Genomic DNA, 16,933 nt, shown 5'->3' with positions numbered 1-16,933 from the left:
GGTGCGCTACACTTTGCGGCTAGAAATCTAAAACAGTCGCGCGCGTGCGTGCGGTCATGGGAGCGCAAATGAACTGGTTGAACGAGGTGCTGAACAACGACCCGAATCCTGTGGAAACCCAGGAATGGATCGAGTCGCTGAAGGCCGTAATTGATGTCGAGGGCCCCGAGCGCGCGCATCAGCTGTTGGAAGGCATGGTGGAACTGACCCGTCGTTCGGGTGCTTACCTGCCGTTCTCTCCCACCACCGAGTACGTGAACACCATCGCGCCGACCCTGGAGGCCAAGAGCCCGGGCAACGCCGAACTGGAATGGCGCATTCGTTCCATCATCCGCTGGAACGCGATGGCCACCGTCGTGCGCGCCAACCGCAAGCCGGGCGACCTGGGCGGCCACATCGCCTCCTTCGCCTCCGGCGCCACGCTGTATGACGTGGGCTTCAACCACTTCTGGCGCGCCCCGAGCGAAGACCACCCGGGCGACCTGCTCTTCATCCAGGGCCACAGCGCCCCGGGCATCTATGCGCGTTCCTTCCTGGAAGGCCGCATCGACGAAGCCCAGCTGGACAAGTTCCGCATGGAAGTCGATGGCGGTGGCCTCTCCAGCTACCCGCATCCGTGGCTGATGCCCGATTATTGGCAGACCCCGACCGTGTCGATGGGCCTGGGCCCGCTCGCCGCGATCTACCAGGCGCAGTTCCTGCGTTACCTGGAAAACCGTGGCCTGATCGAGAAGTCCGACCGCAAGGTGTGGTGCTTCATCGGCGACGGCGAGAGCGATGAGCCGGAAACCCTCGGCGCGATCGCGCTGGCCGGCCGCGAAGGCCTGGACAACCTGATCTTCGTGGTCAACTGCAACCTGCAGCGCCTGGACGGCCCGGTGCGTGGCAACGGCAAGATCATCCAGGAACTGGAAGGCGTCTTCCGTGGTGGCGGCTGGAATGTCATCAAGCTGCTGTGGGGCGGTTACTGGGATGCCCTGCTGGCCAAGGACACCAATGGCGTCCTGCGCAAGCTGATGATGGAAACCGTCGACGGCGAATACCAGAACTGCAAGGCCTTCGGCGGCGCGTACACCCGTGAGCATTTCTTCGGCAAGTACCCGGAAACCGCAGCGATGGTCGCCGGCCTGTCCGACGACGATATCTGGCGCCTCAACCGGGGTGGCCACGATCCGCACAAGGTGTACGCCGCCTACCACCAGGCCGTGAACACCAAGGGCATGCCGACCGTGATCCTGGCCAAGACGGTCAAGGGCTACGGCATGGGCAGCGCGGGTGAAGCACTGAACCCGACCCACCAGACCAAGAAGCTGGACGACGACGCCGTCCGCCACTTCCGCGACCGCTTCAACATCCCGGTGACCGATGCGCAGCTGGCCGACGGCCAGGTGCCGTTCTACCACCCGGGCCCGGATTCGCCGGAAGTGAAGTACCTGCAGGAACGCCGTGCCGCCCTGGGTGGTTACCTGCCGCAGCGCCGCCGCAAGGCGACCAAGAGCTTCAACGCACCGAAGCTGGAAAGCTACGAGCGCCTGCTCAAGAGCAGCGGCGAGCGCAGCTACTCCACCACCATGGCCTTCGTGCAGAGCCTCAACATCACCCTGCGCGACAAGGAACTGGGCCCGCACATCGTGCCGATCGTGGCCGACGAAGCCCGTACCTTCGGCATGGAAGGCCTGTTCCGCCAGATCGGCATCTACGCCCCGTTCGGCCAGAAGTACAAGCCGGTCGATGCGGACCAGCTGATGTTCTACCGCGAAGACCAGAGCGGCCAGGTGCTGCAGCAGGGCATCAGCGAGCCGGGCGCGATCAGCTCCTGGATGGCTGCCGGTACCAGCTACTCGGTCTCCAACGTGCCGATGCTGCCGTTCTACATCTACTACTCGATGTTCGGCTTCCAGCGCGTGGGCGACATCGCCTGGCAGGCCGCGGACATGCGTACCCGTGGCTTCCTGCTCGGCGGCACCGCCGGCCGCACCACGCTGAACGGTGAAGGCCTGCAGCACGAAGATGGCTTCAGCCATATCGTCGCCGGTGGCATCCCGAACGTGCGCAGCTATGACCCGACCTTCGGCTTCGAAGTGACGGTGATCCTGCAGCACGGCACCAAGGCCATGATGGAAGATCAGATTGATGAGTACTACTACATCACCCTGATGAACGAAAACTACACCCACCCGGAAATGCCGGAAGGCGCGGCCGAAGGCATCGTCAAGGGCATGTACCTGCTCACCGACGCCGGCAAGCCGAAGAAGGGCGAGCTGCGCGTGCAGCTGCTGGGTTCGGGCACCATCCTGCGTGAAGCCATTGCTGCGGCCGAGCTGCTGGACAAGGACTTCGGCGTCACCGCCGATATCTGGAGCTGCCCGAGCATCAACGAACTGCGCCGCGATGGTTTCGATGCCGAGCGCTATAACCGCTTCCACCCGGAAGCCGAGCCGCGCAAGGCGTATGTGACCGAGCTGCTGGAAGGCCGCCAGGGCCCGGCGATTGCCGCGACCGACTATGTGCGTGCGTATGCGGACCAGATCCGCGCGTTCGTGCCGATGTCGTACACGGTGCTGGGCACGGATGGCTTTGGTCGTTCGGATACCCGTGCGAACCTGCGTCGCTTCTTCGAGGTTGACCGGTACTACATCGCGCATGCCGCGATTGCGGCGCTGGCGAAGGAAGGGAAGATGACGGGTAAGGATGTGGCCCGGGCGATCAAGCAGTACAAGATTGATCCTGAGAAGGCTAATCCTGTCGGGGTTTGATCTAGAAGGACGAGCTTTAAATCTGGGCGGCCAATAGGCCGCCCTTTTTTTTGGGCACTCAAATGGATGCTCCATCGCTAGCACCCGCGGAACCTCGAGCTTATGCCGCCAGCCGCCCCGAGCAGCGCCCTGGCGGAAAGCGTCTTGGGCTGCAAGATGGAGTCACTCGCAGATGCGTCCATTTCCGACATCCTCACTGAACGAGGAATCTGCCAACCGGCCTAGACGCGCATAAGAATGACGTCACACTCTGCCAACGTTTCGTTGCACGTGATGTGCTTGCACGACAGACATCGCAAACTGGTTTTGTGCTGATTCTCGGCGATCTCGGCTGGAGTAACGGCCAGCCCACGGCGGACTTTAGGCTCATAGCGGGATGCGAGAGTTGCAGAAGGTCCTTTTAGAGGGGCGCCCAAACGCTGCGCTCATTGACGTAGACTTGCCCAAAATAAAGCGGCCCACAGGGGGGCTGGAGATGAAAAGGACTTCTCTCGCAGGCATGCGTACCGCAGTACGCGCGTCATCGGATGACCATGTAGGTCACGTAGATCACTATTCAAGACTGAAATTCTGCGCTGCTCTCCAGGTGGCGCTCGGAAGTTGCCGAGCCCAACAAGGGCTCAGCGGCTGATCATTGCTTGCGAGCTTCCTCGGCATCGCGCCGAAACTGGCTACGCGACACCGTATGTCGTATGCCGGCCGCAATCTACTCCCAGTCCTGAATGAGAGAGGGGGCGGCAAAAAGCCGCGCCCAGCATAACGCCATGACGCAACGACCAATCAAAGATCCGCTTGCCAGGAATCTCGTCCTGCTGAGGTTAATTCCACGTTTCCCGCGCAGCATCTCCACTGTTGAGCTGCGTGACTCACTTTCGGCAGAAGGGTTTGACATCAATCTGCGCTCACTGCAGCGTGATCTCTCAGGCAAGCTCAGCACGCTTTTCCAATTGGTGTGCAGCTCTGAAGATAGCGATGAGGATGTGCGTCGCGCTCGCCCTTATCGTTGGTCGTTCGCCGCATCCGCGCAGACTACCGTGCCGGTAATCAGCCCAGCGGCGGCGTTGGCGATGACCATGGCTGAGGAGCATCTGCGTCATGTGCTACCGCCTACGGTGCTCGGCCTTCTCGACCCTCATTTCAATGAGGCCCGGGAACTGCTGCAAACCATGGAACAAAATGGGCTTTCGCAATGGTCAAGGCGCGTGCGCGTGGTGCCGCCCGTGAAACCATTGCTGCCGGCAGTGGTGGAGCCGAAGATCTGGGATGACGTTGCGACGGCCTTGTTGACTGGTCGCCTGCTGAAGGGACGCTACCTCAGTCGCGCCAAAGCACAGCCTATTGAAATGACATTGCATCCCGCGGGGCTAGCGGCCCGAGGGGCAACTACATATTTAATCGCCCGTGTAGGGAATTTCGACGACCTGAGGCACTTTGCGTTGCATCGCTTCATCGACGTGGTCGTGACCGATGAAGTAGCCGACGATCGCGGATTCGATATGCCGGCCTATCTCAAGTCTGCTGCTTTTAGCCCGCGCATCAGCGACGAAGCGATAGTCCTGGATGCCGAAGTGCACCCTCAACTCGCATGGGCACTCGCTGAGACGCCGCTGGCGCTGGATCAGACACTGCAGCCAATTGAGGGTAGCGAATGGCACAGCCTGAAGGTCGTGGTGCCAGAAGACCAGGAGATGGTGACATGGGTGCTCAGCCAGGCCGAGCGCATCCGCGTGATTGCACCTGAATCAATGCGTACACGCGTCGCCAATCGCATTCGTGATGCAGCAGCTTCTTACAGCCCCACCATTTCGTCGTAACGATCGGCCACCCCGCATTCAAACCCACAACCCACCACTGCTAGGAAATACGGACATGCCCATCCCCATTCTCATCGGTCTCGGCGTAGCAGCTGCCGCCTCCATCGGCGCCAAGAAGGCCTACGATGGTTACAAGAAGCATAGTGAATCCGACGGAATCGTCGATTCCGCTCGTTCGCGCTATCAGGTCCGTCGTGATCAGTTCGATAGGCAAGAGAAAAAGACCATGGAATCCCTGGATACGCTAGGGAACCTGGAGCTGAGCATCGGTAAGGAATTCGAGCGATTCTCGACACTATCCGCTGCACTGTTGCAGCAGTTGAACCAGAGTCGCGAGCTCAAGCTGGAGGTCAAGCTGCCCAGGCATACCCTGCAGAAAGTGGAGGCATATACCTACTCTGCAGTAGGCGTGCTGGGTAGTATCGCGGGTGCGGGTGCAGGCGGTGTAGCCGCTGGCTTTGCGGTATATGGGGGTGTCATGACCTTTGCCGCTGCGTCGACAGGTACGGCCATTTCAAGCCTGGCGGGCGTCGCGGCCACCAATGCCACGTTGGCAGCTATTGGTGGCGGCTCCCTGGCAGCCGGTGGTCTGGGCATGGCAGGCGGCACTGCGATTCTAGGTGCCGCGGTTGCCGCCCCCATCTTGGCCATTGCTGGTTGGGCGTATGACAGCCATGGCGAAATGGCATTGAAGAACGCCAAGCAGGCGAGCGCTGAAGTAGACAAGGCAATTCCCAAGCTCGAGGCGGCGTCCAAGCTGATGGCGAAGACAGACTTGGCAGCTCGCAAAGTTAAGTCCGCACTAGAGGAGATCCGGGTCAACTTTGACCACTACTTGGATACTCTTGAAGGTATCGATAGTCTCATCGGCAGCTTGAAGCGCCTTGGCCGCGATGTTGACGAAGAGCTCGCAAAGTTCGAACAAGAGATCATGTTGGCCATTGGCAACGGCTACGCACTCGCTGCAATTCTCACGGACATCATCTCCACTCCTCTGTTCAAGGTGAAGGTCACGAACGACGATGTGGTCGTCAACGCCGAAGGCATGCCAGAGATGGAAACCGATGAAGACGGATCGTTGATCCTCAACTCGGAAGGGATCGATGCTGCGTTGGGCACTGGCCGCAATAGTGCGATGCGTTTTAACGCGCAGTGATCTCCTTGGCGGCGGACCAGACACGTCCGTCGCCCCCCCCCTGGATCTCGCCTCCGGCCACCCATATGAACACAACATACGCAAACCACGACTTCGACTGGATTCCCGAGCTGGAGAAGACAGTTGTCAGCAGCCTGGTGACAAGTTTTGGCCTAGATTTCCTGCTGCTAAAGGACAAGGAAGGCGGGGATGTGGATACCATCCACAATGCTCGCCAAGGGCATTACGCGACGTTGACCGAGAAACACCGGTACGAAGATCGTGGTCACTACGACTCTACTGCCTACCATACGCACCCGAATTACAAGAGCAAGGGTGCGGCAGACAAGGCCGCACACCAATTGGGTTCGCTGCGAGATCCGTACCGTGACACTTTGATGACGGCTGCTGACAAGCGCGCACTCGACCACGTTGTCGCAGCCAAGGAGATCCACGAGGACCCAGGCCGCGTACTGGCTGGTCTGAACGGCGTTGAAGTCGCAAATCGCAGCAGCAATCTGCAGTCGACGCACGAGACAATCAACGCGTCGAAGGGTGCCAAGCCGATTGATCAGTACCTGGCGGACGTCTCCAAGACCATTGCCAAGAACGAAGCTAATATCGCCGCGCTTCAGCGAAAGCTTGATGCGATGCCGCGCGATACGCCTGAGCAGCAGCATGAGGCGCGGACGCTGGAAGCCGGCATCAACAAGATTGGCAAGCGGAACGAGACGCTGAAGTCCATTGATGCCGATGGAATGCGCAAGCGCGACGCGGAAGCCCGCGAAGCCTACGAGAAGGAGGTGAATGTCACCTACTACACCGGCAGTCGTTTCCTTAAGAACACGGCCATTGCGTCGGTCAATACCGGCTTCCGCATGGGGTTGCGTCAAGTTCTAGGACTGGTTGCGGGTGAAGTCTGGTTCGAGCTGCGCGCCAGGTTGCCGGCGGCCATGAAAAGCCTTGGCAGGAACTTCACCTTCGATCGCTTCTTGCGCCGCGTCAGTGTGATGCTCCAGGGCATTTGGCGACGAGTGCAGCGACGATTCCGGGACCTCATGACGGAGTTCGGGGATGCCTTTCTCGGCGGGGTCGCTGCGAGCATAACGACCACGGTATTCAACATCTTTGCAAAGTCAGCAAAGATCGCAGCCAAAGTCATGCGAGAAATGTGGGGATCCTTGGTCAAATCGATCAAGATTATGTGCCTCAATCCGGGAAGATTGAATGACACGGAGAAGAAGCGAGCGGCATTGGCGGCCCTTACCGTAGGTGCAGGCGCCGTTGCGGCGTCGCTGGTGTTGACCCAGTTGGGGGCGCTAGCCGCAACACCTATCGTGGGTGGGCCAATTACCTCCTTCTTGGCGGCACTGATCAGTGGCGTGGTGACGCTTGGCCTGACATGGTCGCTGTTGCACAGTCCATTAGCGGCGAAGATATGGGACTTCGTCGCACGCAGCGCGCATGTGCAGACATTGGCCGATTTTGTTGAGATCAATCGACGACTTGATGCATATCTTCTGCAGCTCGCAGAACTGGAGTTGAATGTCGATCCTTGTGCGATGGTGGCATTCGCTGAAGATCTCAGCTCCTGCAACTCCGAGCTTGAGTGCGCATGGTTGCTGACAGTGGAGGCCGAGCGGCGCGGGATTGAGCTGCCATTCCAGCTGGGCGACACTGTTGCCACCCGTTCCTGGTTGAGTGGCCTTGCGAAGGCATGAGCGAGGTCTTTCCGTGCAGCGCATGTGGCTTGTGTTGCCAGCACGTCAACGCGGCTGAGCAGACTCAATTCTTGGATCGTGGCGATGGCACCTGTCGCCATTACGTAGTGGCTACGCGAAGGTGTGGCATTTACGAAGATCGGCCCGACATCTGTCGGGTCGATCTGCAGTTCAGCCGACACTACGCAGCGACAATGTCATGGGATGCCTTTGTCGATGTGAACTTGCAGGCGTGTAGATTTCTGCAGGCAGCAGCGGCGGCAGGTCCGGACGCGGATGGGTCACATCATCTGGAGCATCTTCCATAGCAATAAGAGCCAGCTCCACCGATTGGTAGACCTGGCTCCTATTGTCTTTTGGTTTGTCGAACGACTCTGCGAAAGCACTGCAAACGCGCCATGCGCGTATTTGCGTGGCAGGCATCCGGCGCACGCGGCGATCAGGCCGCATCATCTAAGCGTGCGATCTGACTGTACCAGCGCTGCGTCAGTTCGCTGAGTCGCCGCTCTGCTGATCGGCCAGCCAGGCTCCAAGACCGTACAGGGCAAATCCATACACAACCGCGGCTCCAATGATCCTGAACATTGCATTTCCTTTTGTCTTGGGAGATCGGGCATCCTTGCCCGTCGTTCGTTCCGTCCCGTTTAAGTCTGCGATCTGATGCGACAACGGGTGTCGCAGGCAGGCCCGAACTCGTTGGCGGCACCATTCTGGCCATCCTGCTACCATTCCCCCGCAAACCCAGCCAGCCCACCCAGCGCAGACAGATGCGGGGCCGGCCGTCACATGTACGGCCCAGCGAGCCAGGACACCCTCCCGTGCCCCTTCAAGGAAGCTCGCATGTACCGCAATTCCGTAATCTGCTCGGCCGCTCTGGCCCTCGCCATCTCCCTGAGCCTTGGCGCCCCGTCGGCCTTCGCCGCTGACCAGGCCACCGCATCTGCCAGCAGCACCGCCGTCCAGCGTAAAGCCGTCGCCCAGGGCCTTTATGAGCTGGCCTTCAGCCCCAAGCAGAACGCCCTGTTCGTCGCCTCCTCGGGCGGCTTCGGTGATGCCGCTGGTCCGTCCCAGGTCCTGCGCCTGAACCCGGAAACCCTGGCCGTCGAAACCGCCATTCCGCTGCAGCGCAAGGCCTTCGGCGTGGTGCTGGACGACGCCAACAACCGCCTGTACGTCGGCAACACCGTCGATACCTCGGTCACCGTGGTGGACACCGCCGCCAACACCTCCGTCGGCATCGTGCAGCTGATGGAAAAGAAGGTCGGCAAGGACGGCAAGGCCGCTTACACGCACGATCTGCGCGAGCTGGTCGTTGATGGCGCCAACAACCGCTTGTACGTCACCGGTCACTCGGGTGAGGGCAGCGTGCTGTTCGTGGTGGACACGCAGTCGCTGAAGGTCATCAACACCATTCCGGGCCTGGGCAACGCCAAGGCACCGGGTCTGGCGCTGGATGCCAAGGCCAAGCGCGTGTACACCTCCAACCTGCTGGCCGAGGTCGTCACTGTCGGTACCGACAGCGGCAAGGTCGAGCAGCGCTTCAAGGTCAGTGCCGAGCAGCCGATGAACATCGCGCTGGATCCCGCCGGCAAGCGCCTGTTCGTGACCGACCAGGGCTCGGAGATGATCCGCAAGTACCAGGCCAGCAGCTCGGCCTTCGAATCGAAGCATCCGGGCCAGCGTGTGCTGGTGCTGGACCGTTCCACCGGCAAGGAACTTGCCAGCATCCCGACTGATGCCGGTCCGCTGGGTATCCTGCTGGACGCACCGCGCAAGCGTCTGTACGTCACCAATCGCGATGGCGGCACCGTTACTGCGTACAACAGCGACACCTACAAGCAGGTGGCCACGTACGCGGTGCCGACGCACCCGAACAGCCTGGCGCTGGATGCCAAGAAGAACGTGCTGTACGTGACTGTCAAGAATGGTGACAGCGAGCCGAAGGGAAGTGAAGAGTCTGTTGCCCGGATTGCGCTGTAACAAATAGTAGGGACGCGCTGCCCGGTAGCAGATATGCGCCGGGCAGCTTGCTACGTCCAAGTGTGGTGATCCTTAAGCAGGCGGTCGCATTTCTATTCATGCGTTGGGCAGGTAAATCGCGGTCGATGCCTTACTTCGACGGTGCACAGTACGTCTGTCCGGCACGCGCCATCGCAGCAGCGTCCAGCTAGCTATTTTGGTGGGGCCGTCGCATCTGCGAGCGCCAGCGCTATACATCCGGGGCAGTAAAGCTGCCCCGGATAGGTCCGCACAACAACATCGGCCAACCTTCTGCGAAGTTTAGGGTTACTCGTCAGAGTCCCTAAGTAACGCTGTGTCCACGGTCAAAATGGTGCCAAACACGACAATAGCTAGTTACTATCGCAAGTCGACCCGTCAATAGACGGGCTAATGACTTAAGAGATAGGAACAGGGATGAACTATTGGTGGGTTAACCAGAATAAGACCTTTAAGATCGCGCTGAACGGAGGCTACCTATGGTCGCCCAAGCAACGGAGCGACGGAGGCAGGAGTGAGTTCTACGACAACATGACGAAGGTCCAGCCGGGCGACATCGTCTTTTCGTTCGTGGACACCTACATCCAAGCACTGGCGGTTGTCGTGGAGCCGCATAAGAGCCGAGATAAGCCCGCGGAGTTCAAGACGGCGGATCCCAATTGGACGGAGAAGGGCTGGTACGTCAAGGTTGATTACACCTTGCTGGAGAACAAGGTGCGACCCCGGGATCGCATGGATCTCTTGGCCCCCCTGCTGCCCGACAAGTACTCACCCCTTCAGGCCAACGGGGATGCGAACCAGGTGTACCTGGCTCATATCTCTCCTTCCTTGGCTAAAGCGCTCCTTTCACTTATCGGTGAAGAAGGTGACGAGAAGCTCGCCGAGGCAGCAGCAGCCGGGATTTTTCAGGACAAGAATCTGACGGTCACGGAGAAGGAGCAGCTGATCAAGGCCCGTAGGGGACAAGGTCTATTCCGCCGCCGTGTGAGCGCCACCGAGATTCGTTGCCGTGTCACCGGAATAGACGATGAGCGATTTCTGACAGCGAGCCACATCAAGCCTTGGTCGAAGAGCGACAATGAGGCGCGGCTTGACGGCAACAACGGGCTGATGCTCTCGCCTCACATTGATCGATTGTTCGACAAGGGATACATCTCCTTCGACGATCTTGGTGACCTGTTGATTAGCGCTCAGCTGCCTGCGGAGGTCAAATCCAAGTGGGATCTGGGTCAGGTCGCGGTTACGAAGCCTCTGTCCGAGCAGCAACGGCTCTATATGGCCTATCACCGAAGCGAGATCCTACGGAAGTAATCGGCCGCTGATAGGAATTGCCAGGGCTACAGATTTGAGACGGAGGGAGGGCTGCGAAGCGGCCCTCTGCTAGGCCGCTGTCGATCTCTACGTCAACGGCGGTTGCAGCCAAGCGTCATGGTTCTTCCGTGCTGCCAACGTAGCCATTCCCATCATCAGCGCTAAGCCGCAGCCGAGCATGCCGGCCGTGAGGGAGATCGGTATGCCCTTTATCAGCGCCCAGAGTGCGATAACGGAAGCAGGGGCAACTCCCAACATCCCAAAAGACAGCCACGCCTTTCGCGTGCTCGCGTCGGTTCGCATCACGGCGGCCGTCTTCGCGGCAGTGATGCGTGCATCCAAGCCCTTCAGCTCCGCAGCTCGGTACTGACCCTCTGCGCTTAGTCGGCCTAGAACGACTGGATGGGCGCAAAAATGATGAATGGTGTAGCGATGCGTGCCACGGCTGCCGCCATTTGCCGGCTCGCTGCCGGTGGTGGTGTAGTACTTCATGAGCGCTAAACCACTGGCACCTAGTGCTTTTGCATGCAGCAGTGCCTCCAAGCGCGCCGCATCAGGTGACTCGCGACTGCTGCTGTGTACCGTCCAAAGCGACGACTCCAGCGTTTCCCAATCTTGGAACGTGGGGCCACGGGAATGCAGGATTTCATTAGGGGTAGTCCACCGGTCAGCTTCCACCACCTCCAACGTGCGGATGGCCATCGCGCGGTAGCCCTTAGGAGATGCGGCTTCATCGAATCTCACCCGCAGGCCCTCTATGGGTGCCTGCGTTCCGACGAACTGGGATTGATGTGCGAAGTAGTCGCGGCCGTCGTCGCCGCGAATAAAGCCATAGCCCTTGCTGGGCAGAAAGCTGCGGAGGGTACCTTCCATGGTGGCGTGCCTGACTCGTGTTGTGTCGCAGCCATATCGGCCGGTACCGCGCTGGCTTGAGCCGTGTGCACCGATCTACCTGAGTGACGGCGAGGTCTAAACCGTGCGGTGTCCACGCAACAGCAGACAGCTGGCACAGCACTCGCTCGCCGGTATCCGCCGCAGTGCAGCGCTCAACGCTTTGCGCGATGCCGGGTGCGTACCGAATCCATGCAGTAGCAAGGTGACGGCCAGCCCACAGCAGGATACCCCGGACTGGCTGGGCCCTGCGCCCGCATCAGTGTCCGGCGTGATCTCACGACAGTCCATGTACCGGTTCCCAGTGTCGACGATGCCCCATGACAACTATCGTCCTGAGGTGTCGCAAATCCTGAGATCGTGGCCTCTCATTCCTCCCTCTTACCCCTTGAACACCCCGGCCGGCACCAGTCAGCCCTGTGCACGTCACGTCAGCGACATCGCGCTTTCTTTCACGGCTCACCCAACCCCCTCCCCCTAGGATCGAACATTCCTTCCCCATCGCTCCAAGGAGTTCCCATGGCTGCTTCCCGCGTTCGTCTGCACGTTGAAGATTCCGGTGGTACCGGCCGCCCGGTGGTGCTGATCCATGGCTGGCCGCTGTCGGCCGAATCGTGGAAGGCCCAGGTCCCCGCGCTGCGCGAGGCGGGGTACCGCGTGGTGGCTTACGACCGCCGTGGTTTCGGGCGCTCGGACAAGCCGTCCGATGGTTACGAGTACGACACGCTCGCCGATGATCTGGCCGGTGTGATCGAGGATCTGGATCTGAAGGACGCCACCCTGGTCGGCTTCTCCATGGGCGGTGGTGAAGTGGCGCGCTATGTCGCCAAGCACGGCGAATCGCGCCTGCACAGCGTGGTGTTCGCCTCGGCGGTGCCGCCCTACATGCTCAAGACCAGCGACAACCCCGAGGGCCCGCTGACCCAGGAAAAGGCCGATGAGATGCGCGAAGGCCTGGAGAAGGACCGCGACACCTTCTTCGATGGCTTTACCAAGGATTTCTTCAGTGCCAACGGCGAGCTCAAGGTCAGCGAAGAAGAACGCCAGGCCGCGATCAAGCTGTGCCAGCAGTCCGACCAGACCGCCGCGCTGGGCTGCATGAAGGCGTTCGGCACGACCGACTTCCGCGGCGACCTCAAGAAGGTCACGGTGCCGACCCTGGTGCTGCACGGCGACAGCGATGGCACGGTCCCGTTCGAGGGCTCGGGCAAGCGCACCCATGCGGCCATCGCGGGCAGTGAAGTGGTGGTCCTGAAGGACGCGCCGCACGGCTGCAATGCCAGCCATGCCGATGCGTTCAACAAGGCACTGCTGGACTTCCTGAAGAAGTAAGTCGCAGGTCGCTCTCCGCCATGCGCGCCCGGCTCGTTGAGATCACGTGTCGGGCGTTCTTGTACGCTGTACCCGCTGAGCTGGAATCCAGCGCCCGCCCATACGAGATCGTCCATGCGCCAGTCCCAGACACCGCCCTGGAAGAAGCCCAGTCCCAACGGGAAGAAGAAGTCGCAGCCGCTCTCCGAGGCGCAGAAGGATGCGGCACGTCAGCGTGCCGAGGAAAACGGGCGGCGCTATCCCAATCTGGTCGACAACATGTGGGCGGCCAAACTGCCACGCGGCAGTTGATCGCTCGCGCTTCTATGCTTTCTCGTTGTGGCACAGCTGACTAATAGGCGACAACCCGTCCACGGTCGTTGGCGCATCCCCAAGGTATACATCCGACTGTCTCTGTGGGGACAGTAGTGGGTACATGTACGATGCAATTCACCCAAGGTGCGAAGCTTCCGGTTGTACCTGCCGAGTAGTATCGAGATACTCTGTAGACACAACGCCTGTTGTCGACGCCAATCAGGGCCTCCGCGTTGCCGGCGCGGGTTGTGCGAAAACGAACGCTACCGTGAGCGCGGAAGTTCTCACTCACTCCCACGTTGCCAGACGGCGCGTAGGCGAACACGTAGTCCGCTGAGCGGTCGTCATGCAAAAGCGTTCCTTCTGACGATGATGTCGACTCTGGATCCTGCTCCAGTCGGGGCACGGGGAGATCTTCGTCGCCGTCTTGTTCGCATGACCAACCTCCGATTGCATCGGGGCCGCTTAAAATGCCTTCGCCTTGGCCCGCTGTCATTCCATCCTGCTCACATAGTGCGTGGTGATACAGCTGGGTTGGGAGCGATTGTTCAGAGAAGAAATAGGAGAGCGAGCCATCCGGGTTGGGCCGAAGTTTCTGCTCGACCAGGAGTAAACCACCGTCCAGATCAGACCATTGTGCGGTGCGCACGATGCGCTTGGTGCCGTCGCGCTCTTGGGTGTGTTCATCACGATAGGCGGCGGGCGGGGGCGTGACCGGCATCGTGGCTGCTGCGGAGAGTAGAAGCACAAACATGGGCATCGGCGTTCTCTGGTGAACGAGCTAAGCTCGGTCAGGTCATGCTGCCCACTATCATCTTCTTGAACTGTGCGTTGCTCTACGCATCAGCCAGACGCAACGCACTAAGACCTATCTATTGTTTCTGTTGTGCAGAGAATCCCAATCTGGTCGACAACATGTGGGCGGCCAAACTGCCACGCGGCAGTTGACCAGCCCCTTGCTCAGCGCTTGACCGCGAGCACGCCATCCATCGCCAGCTCGGCCTTGAAGCCCGCCTTTTCCAGACGCTTGGCGACCTCGCGCGGCACATCGCGGCCGCTGGTCAGTTTGTTTGGAGCACCGGTGTAGTGGAACATCCGGCCGCCCTTGCGGATGACGCGTGCGAGCTGATCGTAGAACACCTGTGAGTACAGCTCGCCGGCGATGCCAAAGCGCGGCGGATCGTGCAGGATCGCATCGACCGAGGCAGTCTCCAGCCCTTCAATCTCCTGCGACACGTCACCTTGGCTCAGCGCCAGCCGACCCCCGCTGCTTTCCGCGTCCGGATCCGGCGACCACGGATTGAGCGTGCGCAGCCACAGCACATCCGGATTCTTCTCGAACGAACGGATACGGGTGACGCCGCCTTCCAGGCAGCACGCGGCGAAGTAGCCCAGGCCGCCGCAGGTATCCAGCACCGTCTTGCCGGCCGGCGCGATCAACGCGACCTTGCGGCGGGCATCCTCGAACGGGGATAGCTGCGCGCTGGGCAGCATCTTGATGCCGTCAATCTCGAAGGTTGGCGCGTCCCAGTCGGTCGGCACCAGCTTGATCAACGCCGAGCCGAAGCGCGAGATCGCCAGGAACTCCTCGCCGTCCCAGTAGTACAGGGTGCGGTCCTTGGTCTTGTCGGGATAGGCATAGGTCTCGCCCTTCCACTGCCAGTGGTCGGCCGCCAGCGTGGCGGTGCCGGTGGAGCGGCCGAGGTCGAGCGAGCCGGTCCATTCCCCGGTGCCGGCATCGCGGGCGCGGGTCAGGCTCTCGGCGAGCGGGCGGGTCAGCAGGGGGCCGGTGTAGTGGGGCACGGGATCTCAGGCCGCGGCGCGAGCGCCAGACGGTATGGCAGTCAGGGGTGGGCATCGTACCTGAGAAGCCGCTGGCCGGCCGTCATGGGGCCCCGAGCTGCGGGGATTCCGACCCACGTGTGCGCGGGTATCCGAGGCGCCGGCGGGGAGTGCGCTGATCGAACTGCGCAGGGACGCTACGGATACTTGGGTCATGTCCTACGACCACATCCTCTGGCCGACCGGTACCACCTATTTCTTCAGCGCGCACCTGCGCGATCGCAGCAGCAGCCTGCTGGTGGAACAGGCGCAGATCCTGCGGCTGGCGTTCCGGGTGGCGCAGCAGGCGCGGCCGTTCCGGATCAACGCGATCGTGGTGCTGCCAGACCATCTGCACGGCGTGTGGACGCTGCCGGAGGGCGACGAGGAGGGCCACCGCCGCTGGGCGCAGGTCCAGGCGATCTTCGACCGCCAATTGCCGATGGCCGATCCACGGCTGCAGCTCCGGCGTGATCGCAGCCTGCGGCCACTTTGGCACAACGGCTTTTGCGAGCATCGGATCGTGGATGCCGAAGATCTGCAGCGGCATGTGGCGTATGTGCACCACAACCCGGTCAAGCACGGGCATGTGCGTGACGCGACGCAATGGCCATACAGCTCGATTCATCGCGGGCGCCGCGAACCGGAAGAGCCATGTTGAAGTACGGGGATGGGATCCCCGCCTGCGTGGGGTTGCGGGTGGGGCGGTGCAGGGGATGGGTGTTGCGGGCCGGGTCACCGGTGCGGGGGTGCGATGGGCCGCAGCCAGCACCAGTGGCCCGGCAGGCGGGCGCGACGCATCGTGGCGATCAGGGGCATTTCACCGGGAACACCGGCCCAGCGCCGATCAGGACCAGCGCCATGTAGTCGCTGTCCTTGGCCTTGCCCTTGAGCGTGGCTCCCGGGTTGAACTTGAAGATGCCGAAGCCGCCACCGGGGCGCACCAGGGCCTTGTTGATCTGGTCGGCATCGTCGCGGAAGAACTGGGCGATCTCGGCGCGGCTGGATTCCTGCAGCGGCGTGGCATCGCGCTGCCATTGCTCATCGCGGTTGAAGGACACGTAGTACTGGCCCTGCTGATGATCGATCCGGAACTCCGCCGGCTTGCGCGCGTGGGTGGAGAAGCAGCCGAGCATCGGATCGGAGGAGAACACGCCGGCGCTGTTGTCCTTGCCGCAACCGGTCAGCAGGAGCGGGGAGAGGAGGAGCAGGAAAGGCAACAGGCGCATGTCGGATCCTAGCGGCGGGTGGTGGGGCATTGTAGGCACCGCCGCGCAGGATCCGGTGTAGACATGCTTCGTCATCTCACCGAAATGGTGCCGGTGCTTCGACCGCATTGCTTCGGTACACAGGCTTCCGCACCCGTGGAGACGAACCTAGGCTGGTGGACGATGCACACCACGCGAGCACTGTGATCACCGGTGAACGGAGTGCCATAGTACTGGGAGAAATATGTGCTGCAGCGACCGTCTACTTGAACGCTTCCCCGTAGCGATCCGGCCTGCGAGCTCTGGAAACGAGCTGATCCCGTTGAATAGAAGTTGACTCCAACAGCGGCGCTTCCGCTGGGGGCATTGGTGAACACGTAGTCCACTGATTTCACTGGATTGAGAGAGCTCTCCGTTTGGAGTGGCGGGGCATCTGGGTCATACTCCACTACCCTGCTGCAGTGCCATCCTGTAGTACTACCGATAAAAACGGTCTCGCCGCCCATCGCAGGGAGCATTCCATCCTCAGCGCACAGCGTTTGATGGAATAGCTGTGTGGAAGTGCTCTGCTGGTGATAGTTGTAGTGAAGGTTTCCGTCCTCATTGACGTACAGCTTCTGCTCAACATTTACCGTTGTGCCCTTGAGGCCCG

At 60.9% G+C, this 16,933-nt stretch carries 13 protein-coding genes; 9 read left to right on the top strand and 4 right to left on the bottom strand.

Features of this window, described 5'->3' with window-relative positions; translation table 11 throughout:
- Nucleotides 1–68: 68 nt before the first annotated feature.
- The 4 genes from aceE (at nucleotide 69) to AC1DIQ_RS15185 (ending at nucleotide 7,426) form a co-directional block, all read left to right on the top strand.
- On the top strand, nucleotides 69–2,756 hold the full coding sequence (gene aceE / locus AC1DIQ_RS15200) for a pyruvate dehydrogenase (acetyl-transferring), homodimeric type (RefSeq protein ID WP_123731337.1): 2,688 nt from the start codon (nucleotides 69–71) through the stop codon (nucleotides 2,754–2,756).
- 764 nt (nucleotides 2,757–3,520) lie between these two features.
- Nucleotides 3,521–4,570: a helix-turn-helix transcriptional regulator gene (locus AC1DIQ_RS15195; protein ID WP_282260230.1), complete on the top strand. Its 1,050-nt coding sequence runs from the start codon at nucleotides 3,521–3,523 to the stop codon at nucleotides 4,568–4,570.
- Nucleotides 4,571–4,625: 55 nt separating this feature from the next.
- Nucleotides 4,626–5,726: a hypothetical protein gene (locus AC1DIQ_RS15190; protein ID WP_282260228.1), complete on the top strand. Its 1,101-nt coding sequence runs from the start codon at nucleotides 4,626–4,628 to the stop codon at nucleotides 5,724–5,726.
- A gap of 65 nt (nucleotides 5,727–5,791) precedes the next feature.
- Nucleotides 5,792–7,426, top strand: coding sequence for a hypothetical protein (locus tag AC1DIQ_RS15185; RefSeq protein WP_478050322.1), 1,635 nt, complete (start codon nucleotides 5,792–5,794; stop codon nucleotides 7,424–7,426).
- A 171-nt stretch (nucleotides 7,427–7,597) separates the two neighbouring features.
- Here the strand turns inward: AC1DIQ_RS15185 and AC1DIQ_RS15180 are convergent, their stop codons facing one another.
- The gene (locus tag AC1DIQ_RS15180; RefSeq protein WP_282260224.1) at nucleotides 7,598–7,858 is read right to left on the bottom strand and encodes a hypothetical protein; all 261 of its coding nucleotides are present in this window, start codon (nucleotides 7,856–7,858) and stop codon (nucleotides 7,598–7,600) included.
- Nucleotides 7,859–8,266: 408 nt separating this feature from the next.
- Here AC1DIQ_RS15180 and AC1DIQ_RS15175 point away from each other — a divergent pair, with 408 nt between their 5' ends.
- Together AC1DIQ_RS15175 and AC1DIQ_RS15170 are read left to right on the top strand one after the other, a co-directional pair.
- On the top strand, nucleotides 8,267–9,406 hold the full coding sequence (locus AC1DIQ_RS15175) for a YncE family protein (RefSeq protein WP_478050321.1): 1,140 nt from the start codon (nucleotides 8,267–8,269) through the stop codon (nucleotides 9,404–9,406).
- 435 nt (nucleotides 9,407–9,841) lie between these two features.
- The gene (locus AC1DIQ_RS15170) at nucleotides 9,842–10,735 is read left to right on the top strand and encodes an HNH endonuclease (RefSeq protein WP_282260219.1); all 894 of its coding nucleotides are present in this window, start codon (nucleotides 9,842–9,844) and stop codon (nucleotides 10,733–10,735) included.
- Between the two features lie 87 nt (nucleotides 10,736–10,822).
- Here AC1DIQ_RS15170 and AC1DIQ_RS15165 read toward each other — a convergent pair whose 3' ends face one another.
- On the bottom strand, nucleotides 10,823–11,608 hold the full coding sequence (locus AC1DIQ_RS15165) for a cold-shock protein (RefSeq protein ID WP_478050320.1): 786 nt from the start codon (nucleotides 11,606–11,608) through the stop codon (nucleotides 10,823–10,825).
- A gap of 537 nt (nucleotides 11,609–12,145) precedes the next feature.
- Here AC1DIQ_RS15165 and AC1DIQ_RS15160 point away from each other — a divergent pair.
- Nucleotides 12,146–12,958, top strand: a complete 813-nt coding sequence (locus AC1DIQ_RS15160) for an alpha/beta fold hydrolase (RefSeq protein ID WP_121042364.1) — start codon at nucleotides 12,146–12,148, stop codon at nucleotides 12,956–12,958.
- A 114-nt stretch (nucleotides 12,959–13,072) separates the two neighbouring features.
- Entirely contained in the window at nucleotides 13,073–13,249 is a 177-nt protein-coding gene (locus AC1DIQ_RS15155) for a hypothetical protein (RefSeq protein WP_019185714.1), read from the top strand.
- A 963-nt stretch (nucleotides 13,250–14,212) separates the two neighbouring features.
- Here AC1DIQ_RS15155 and AC1DIQ_RS15150 read toward each other — a convergent pair.
- Entirely contained in the window at nucleotides 14,213–15,055 is an 843-nt protein-coding gene (locus AC1DIQ_RS15150) for a class I SAM-dependent methyltransferase (protein ID WP_478050319.1), read from the bottom strand.
- Nucleotides 15,056–15,248: 193 nt separating this feature from the next.
- On the opposite strand from AC1DIQ_RS15150, the gene AC1DIQ_RS15145 reads away from it, so the two are divergent.
- Complete coding sequence (locus AC1DIQ_RS15145) at nucleotides 15,249–15,734, top strand: REP-associated tyrosine transposase (protein WP_461770697.1); 486 nt, start codon at nucleotides 15,249–15,251, stop codon at nucleotides 15,732–15,734.
- Nucleotides 15,735–15,882: 148 nt separating this feature from the next.
- Here the strand turns inward: AC1DIQ_RS15145 and AC1DIQ_RS15140 are convergent, their stop codons facing one another.
- Nucleotides 15,883–16,302, bottom strand: coding sequence for a hypothetical protein (locus AC1DIQ_RS15140; protein WP_282260203.1), 420 nt, complete (start codon nucleotides 16,300–16,302; stop codon nucleotides 15,883–15,885).
- Between the last annotated feature and the right edge of the window lie 631 nt (nucleotides 16,303–16,933).

The organism is Stenotrophomonas sp. 05L413, from assembly GCF_056397945.1.
Note: the sequence above shows the minus strand (reverse complement) of the source record. Positions and strands in the feature narration are given on the sequence as shown.

What these genes read in the sequence shown, in the direction of transcription:
- aceE (WP_123731337.1), top strand. Translation starts at nt 69, where the DNA reads ATGAACTGGTTGAACGAGGTGCTGAACAACGACCCGAATCCTGTGGAA.
- AC1DIQ_RS15195 (WP_282260230.1), top strand. Translation starts at nt 3,521, where the DNA reads ATGACGCAACGACCAATCAAAGATCCGCTTGCCAGGAATCTCGTCCTG.
- AC1DIQ_RS15190 (WP_282260228.1), top strand. Translation starts at nt 4,626, where the DNA reads ATGCCCATCCCCATTCTCATCGGTCTCGGCGTAGCAGCTGCCGCCTCC.
- AC1DIQ_RS15185 (WP_478050322.1), top strand. Translation starts at nt 5,792, where the DNA reads ATGAACACAACATACGCAAACCACGACTTCGACTGGATTCCCGAGCTG.
- AC1DIQ_RS15175 (WP_478050321.1), top strand. Translation starts at nt 8,267, where the DNA reads ATGTACCGCAATTCCGTAATCTGCTCGGCCGCTCTGGCCCTCGCCATC.
- AC1DIQ_RS15170 (WP_282260219.1), top strand. Translation starts at nt 9,842, where the DNA reads ATGAACTATTGGTGGGTTAACCAGAATAAGACCTTTAAGATCGCGCTG.
- AC1DIQ_RS15165 (WP_478050320.1), bottom strand. Translation starts at nt 11,608, where the DNA reads ATGGAAGGTACCCTCCGCAGCTTTCTGCCCAGCAAGGGCTATGGCTTT.
- AC1DIQ_RS15160 (WP_121042364.1), top strand. Translation starts at nt 12,146, where the DNA reads ATGGCTGCTTCCCGCGTTCGTCTGCACGTTGAAGATTCCGGTGGTACC.
- AC1DIQ_RS15155 (WP_019185714.1), top strand. Translation starts at nt 13,073, where the DNA reads ATGCGCCAGTCCCAGACACCGCCCTGGAAGAAGCCCAGTCCCAACGGG.
- AC1DIQ_RS15145 (WP_461770697.1), top strand. Translation starts at nt 15,249, where the DNA reads ATGTCCTACGACCACATCCTCTGGCCGACCGGTACCACCTATTTCTTC.
- AC1DIQ_RS15140 (WP_282260203.1), bottom strand. Translation starts at nt 16,302, where the DNA reads ATGCGCCTGTTGCCTTTCCTGCTCCTCCTCTCCCCGCTCCTGCTGACC.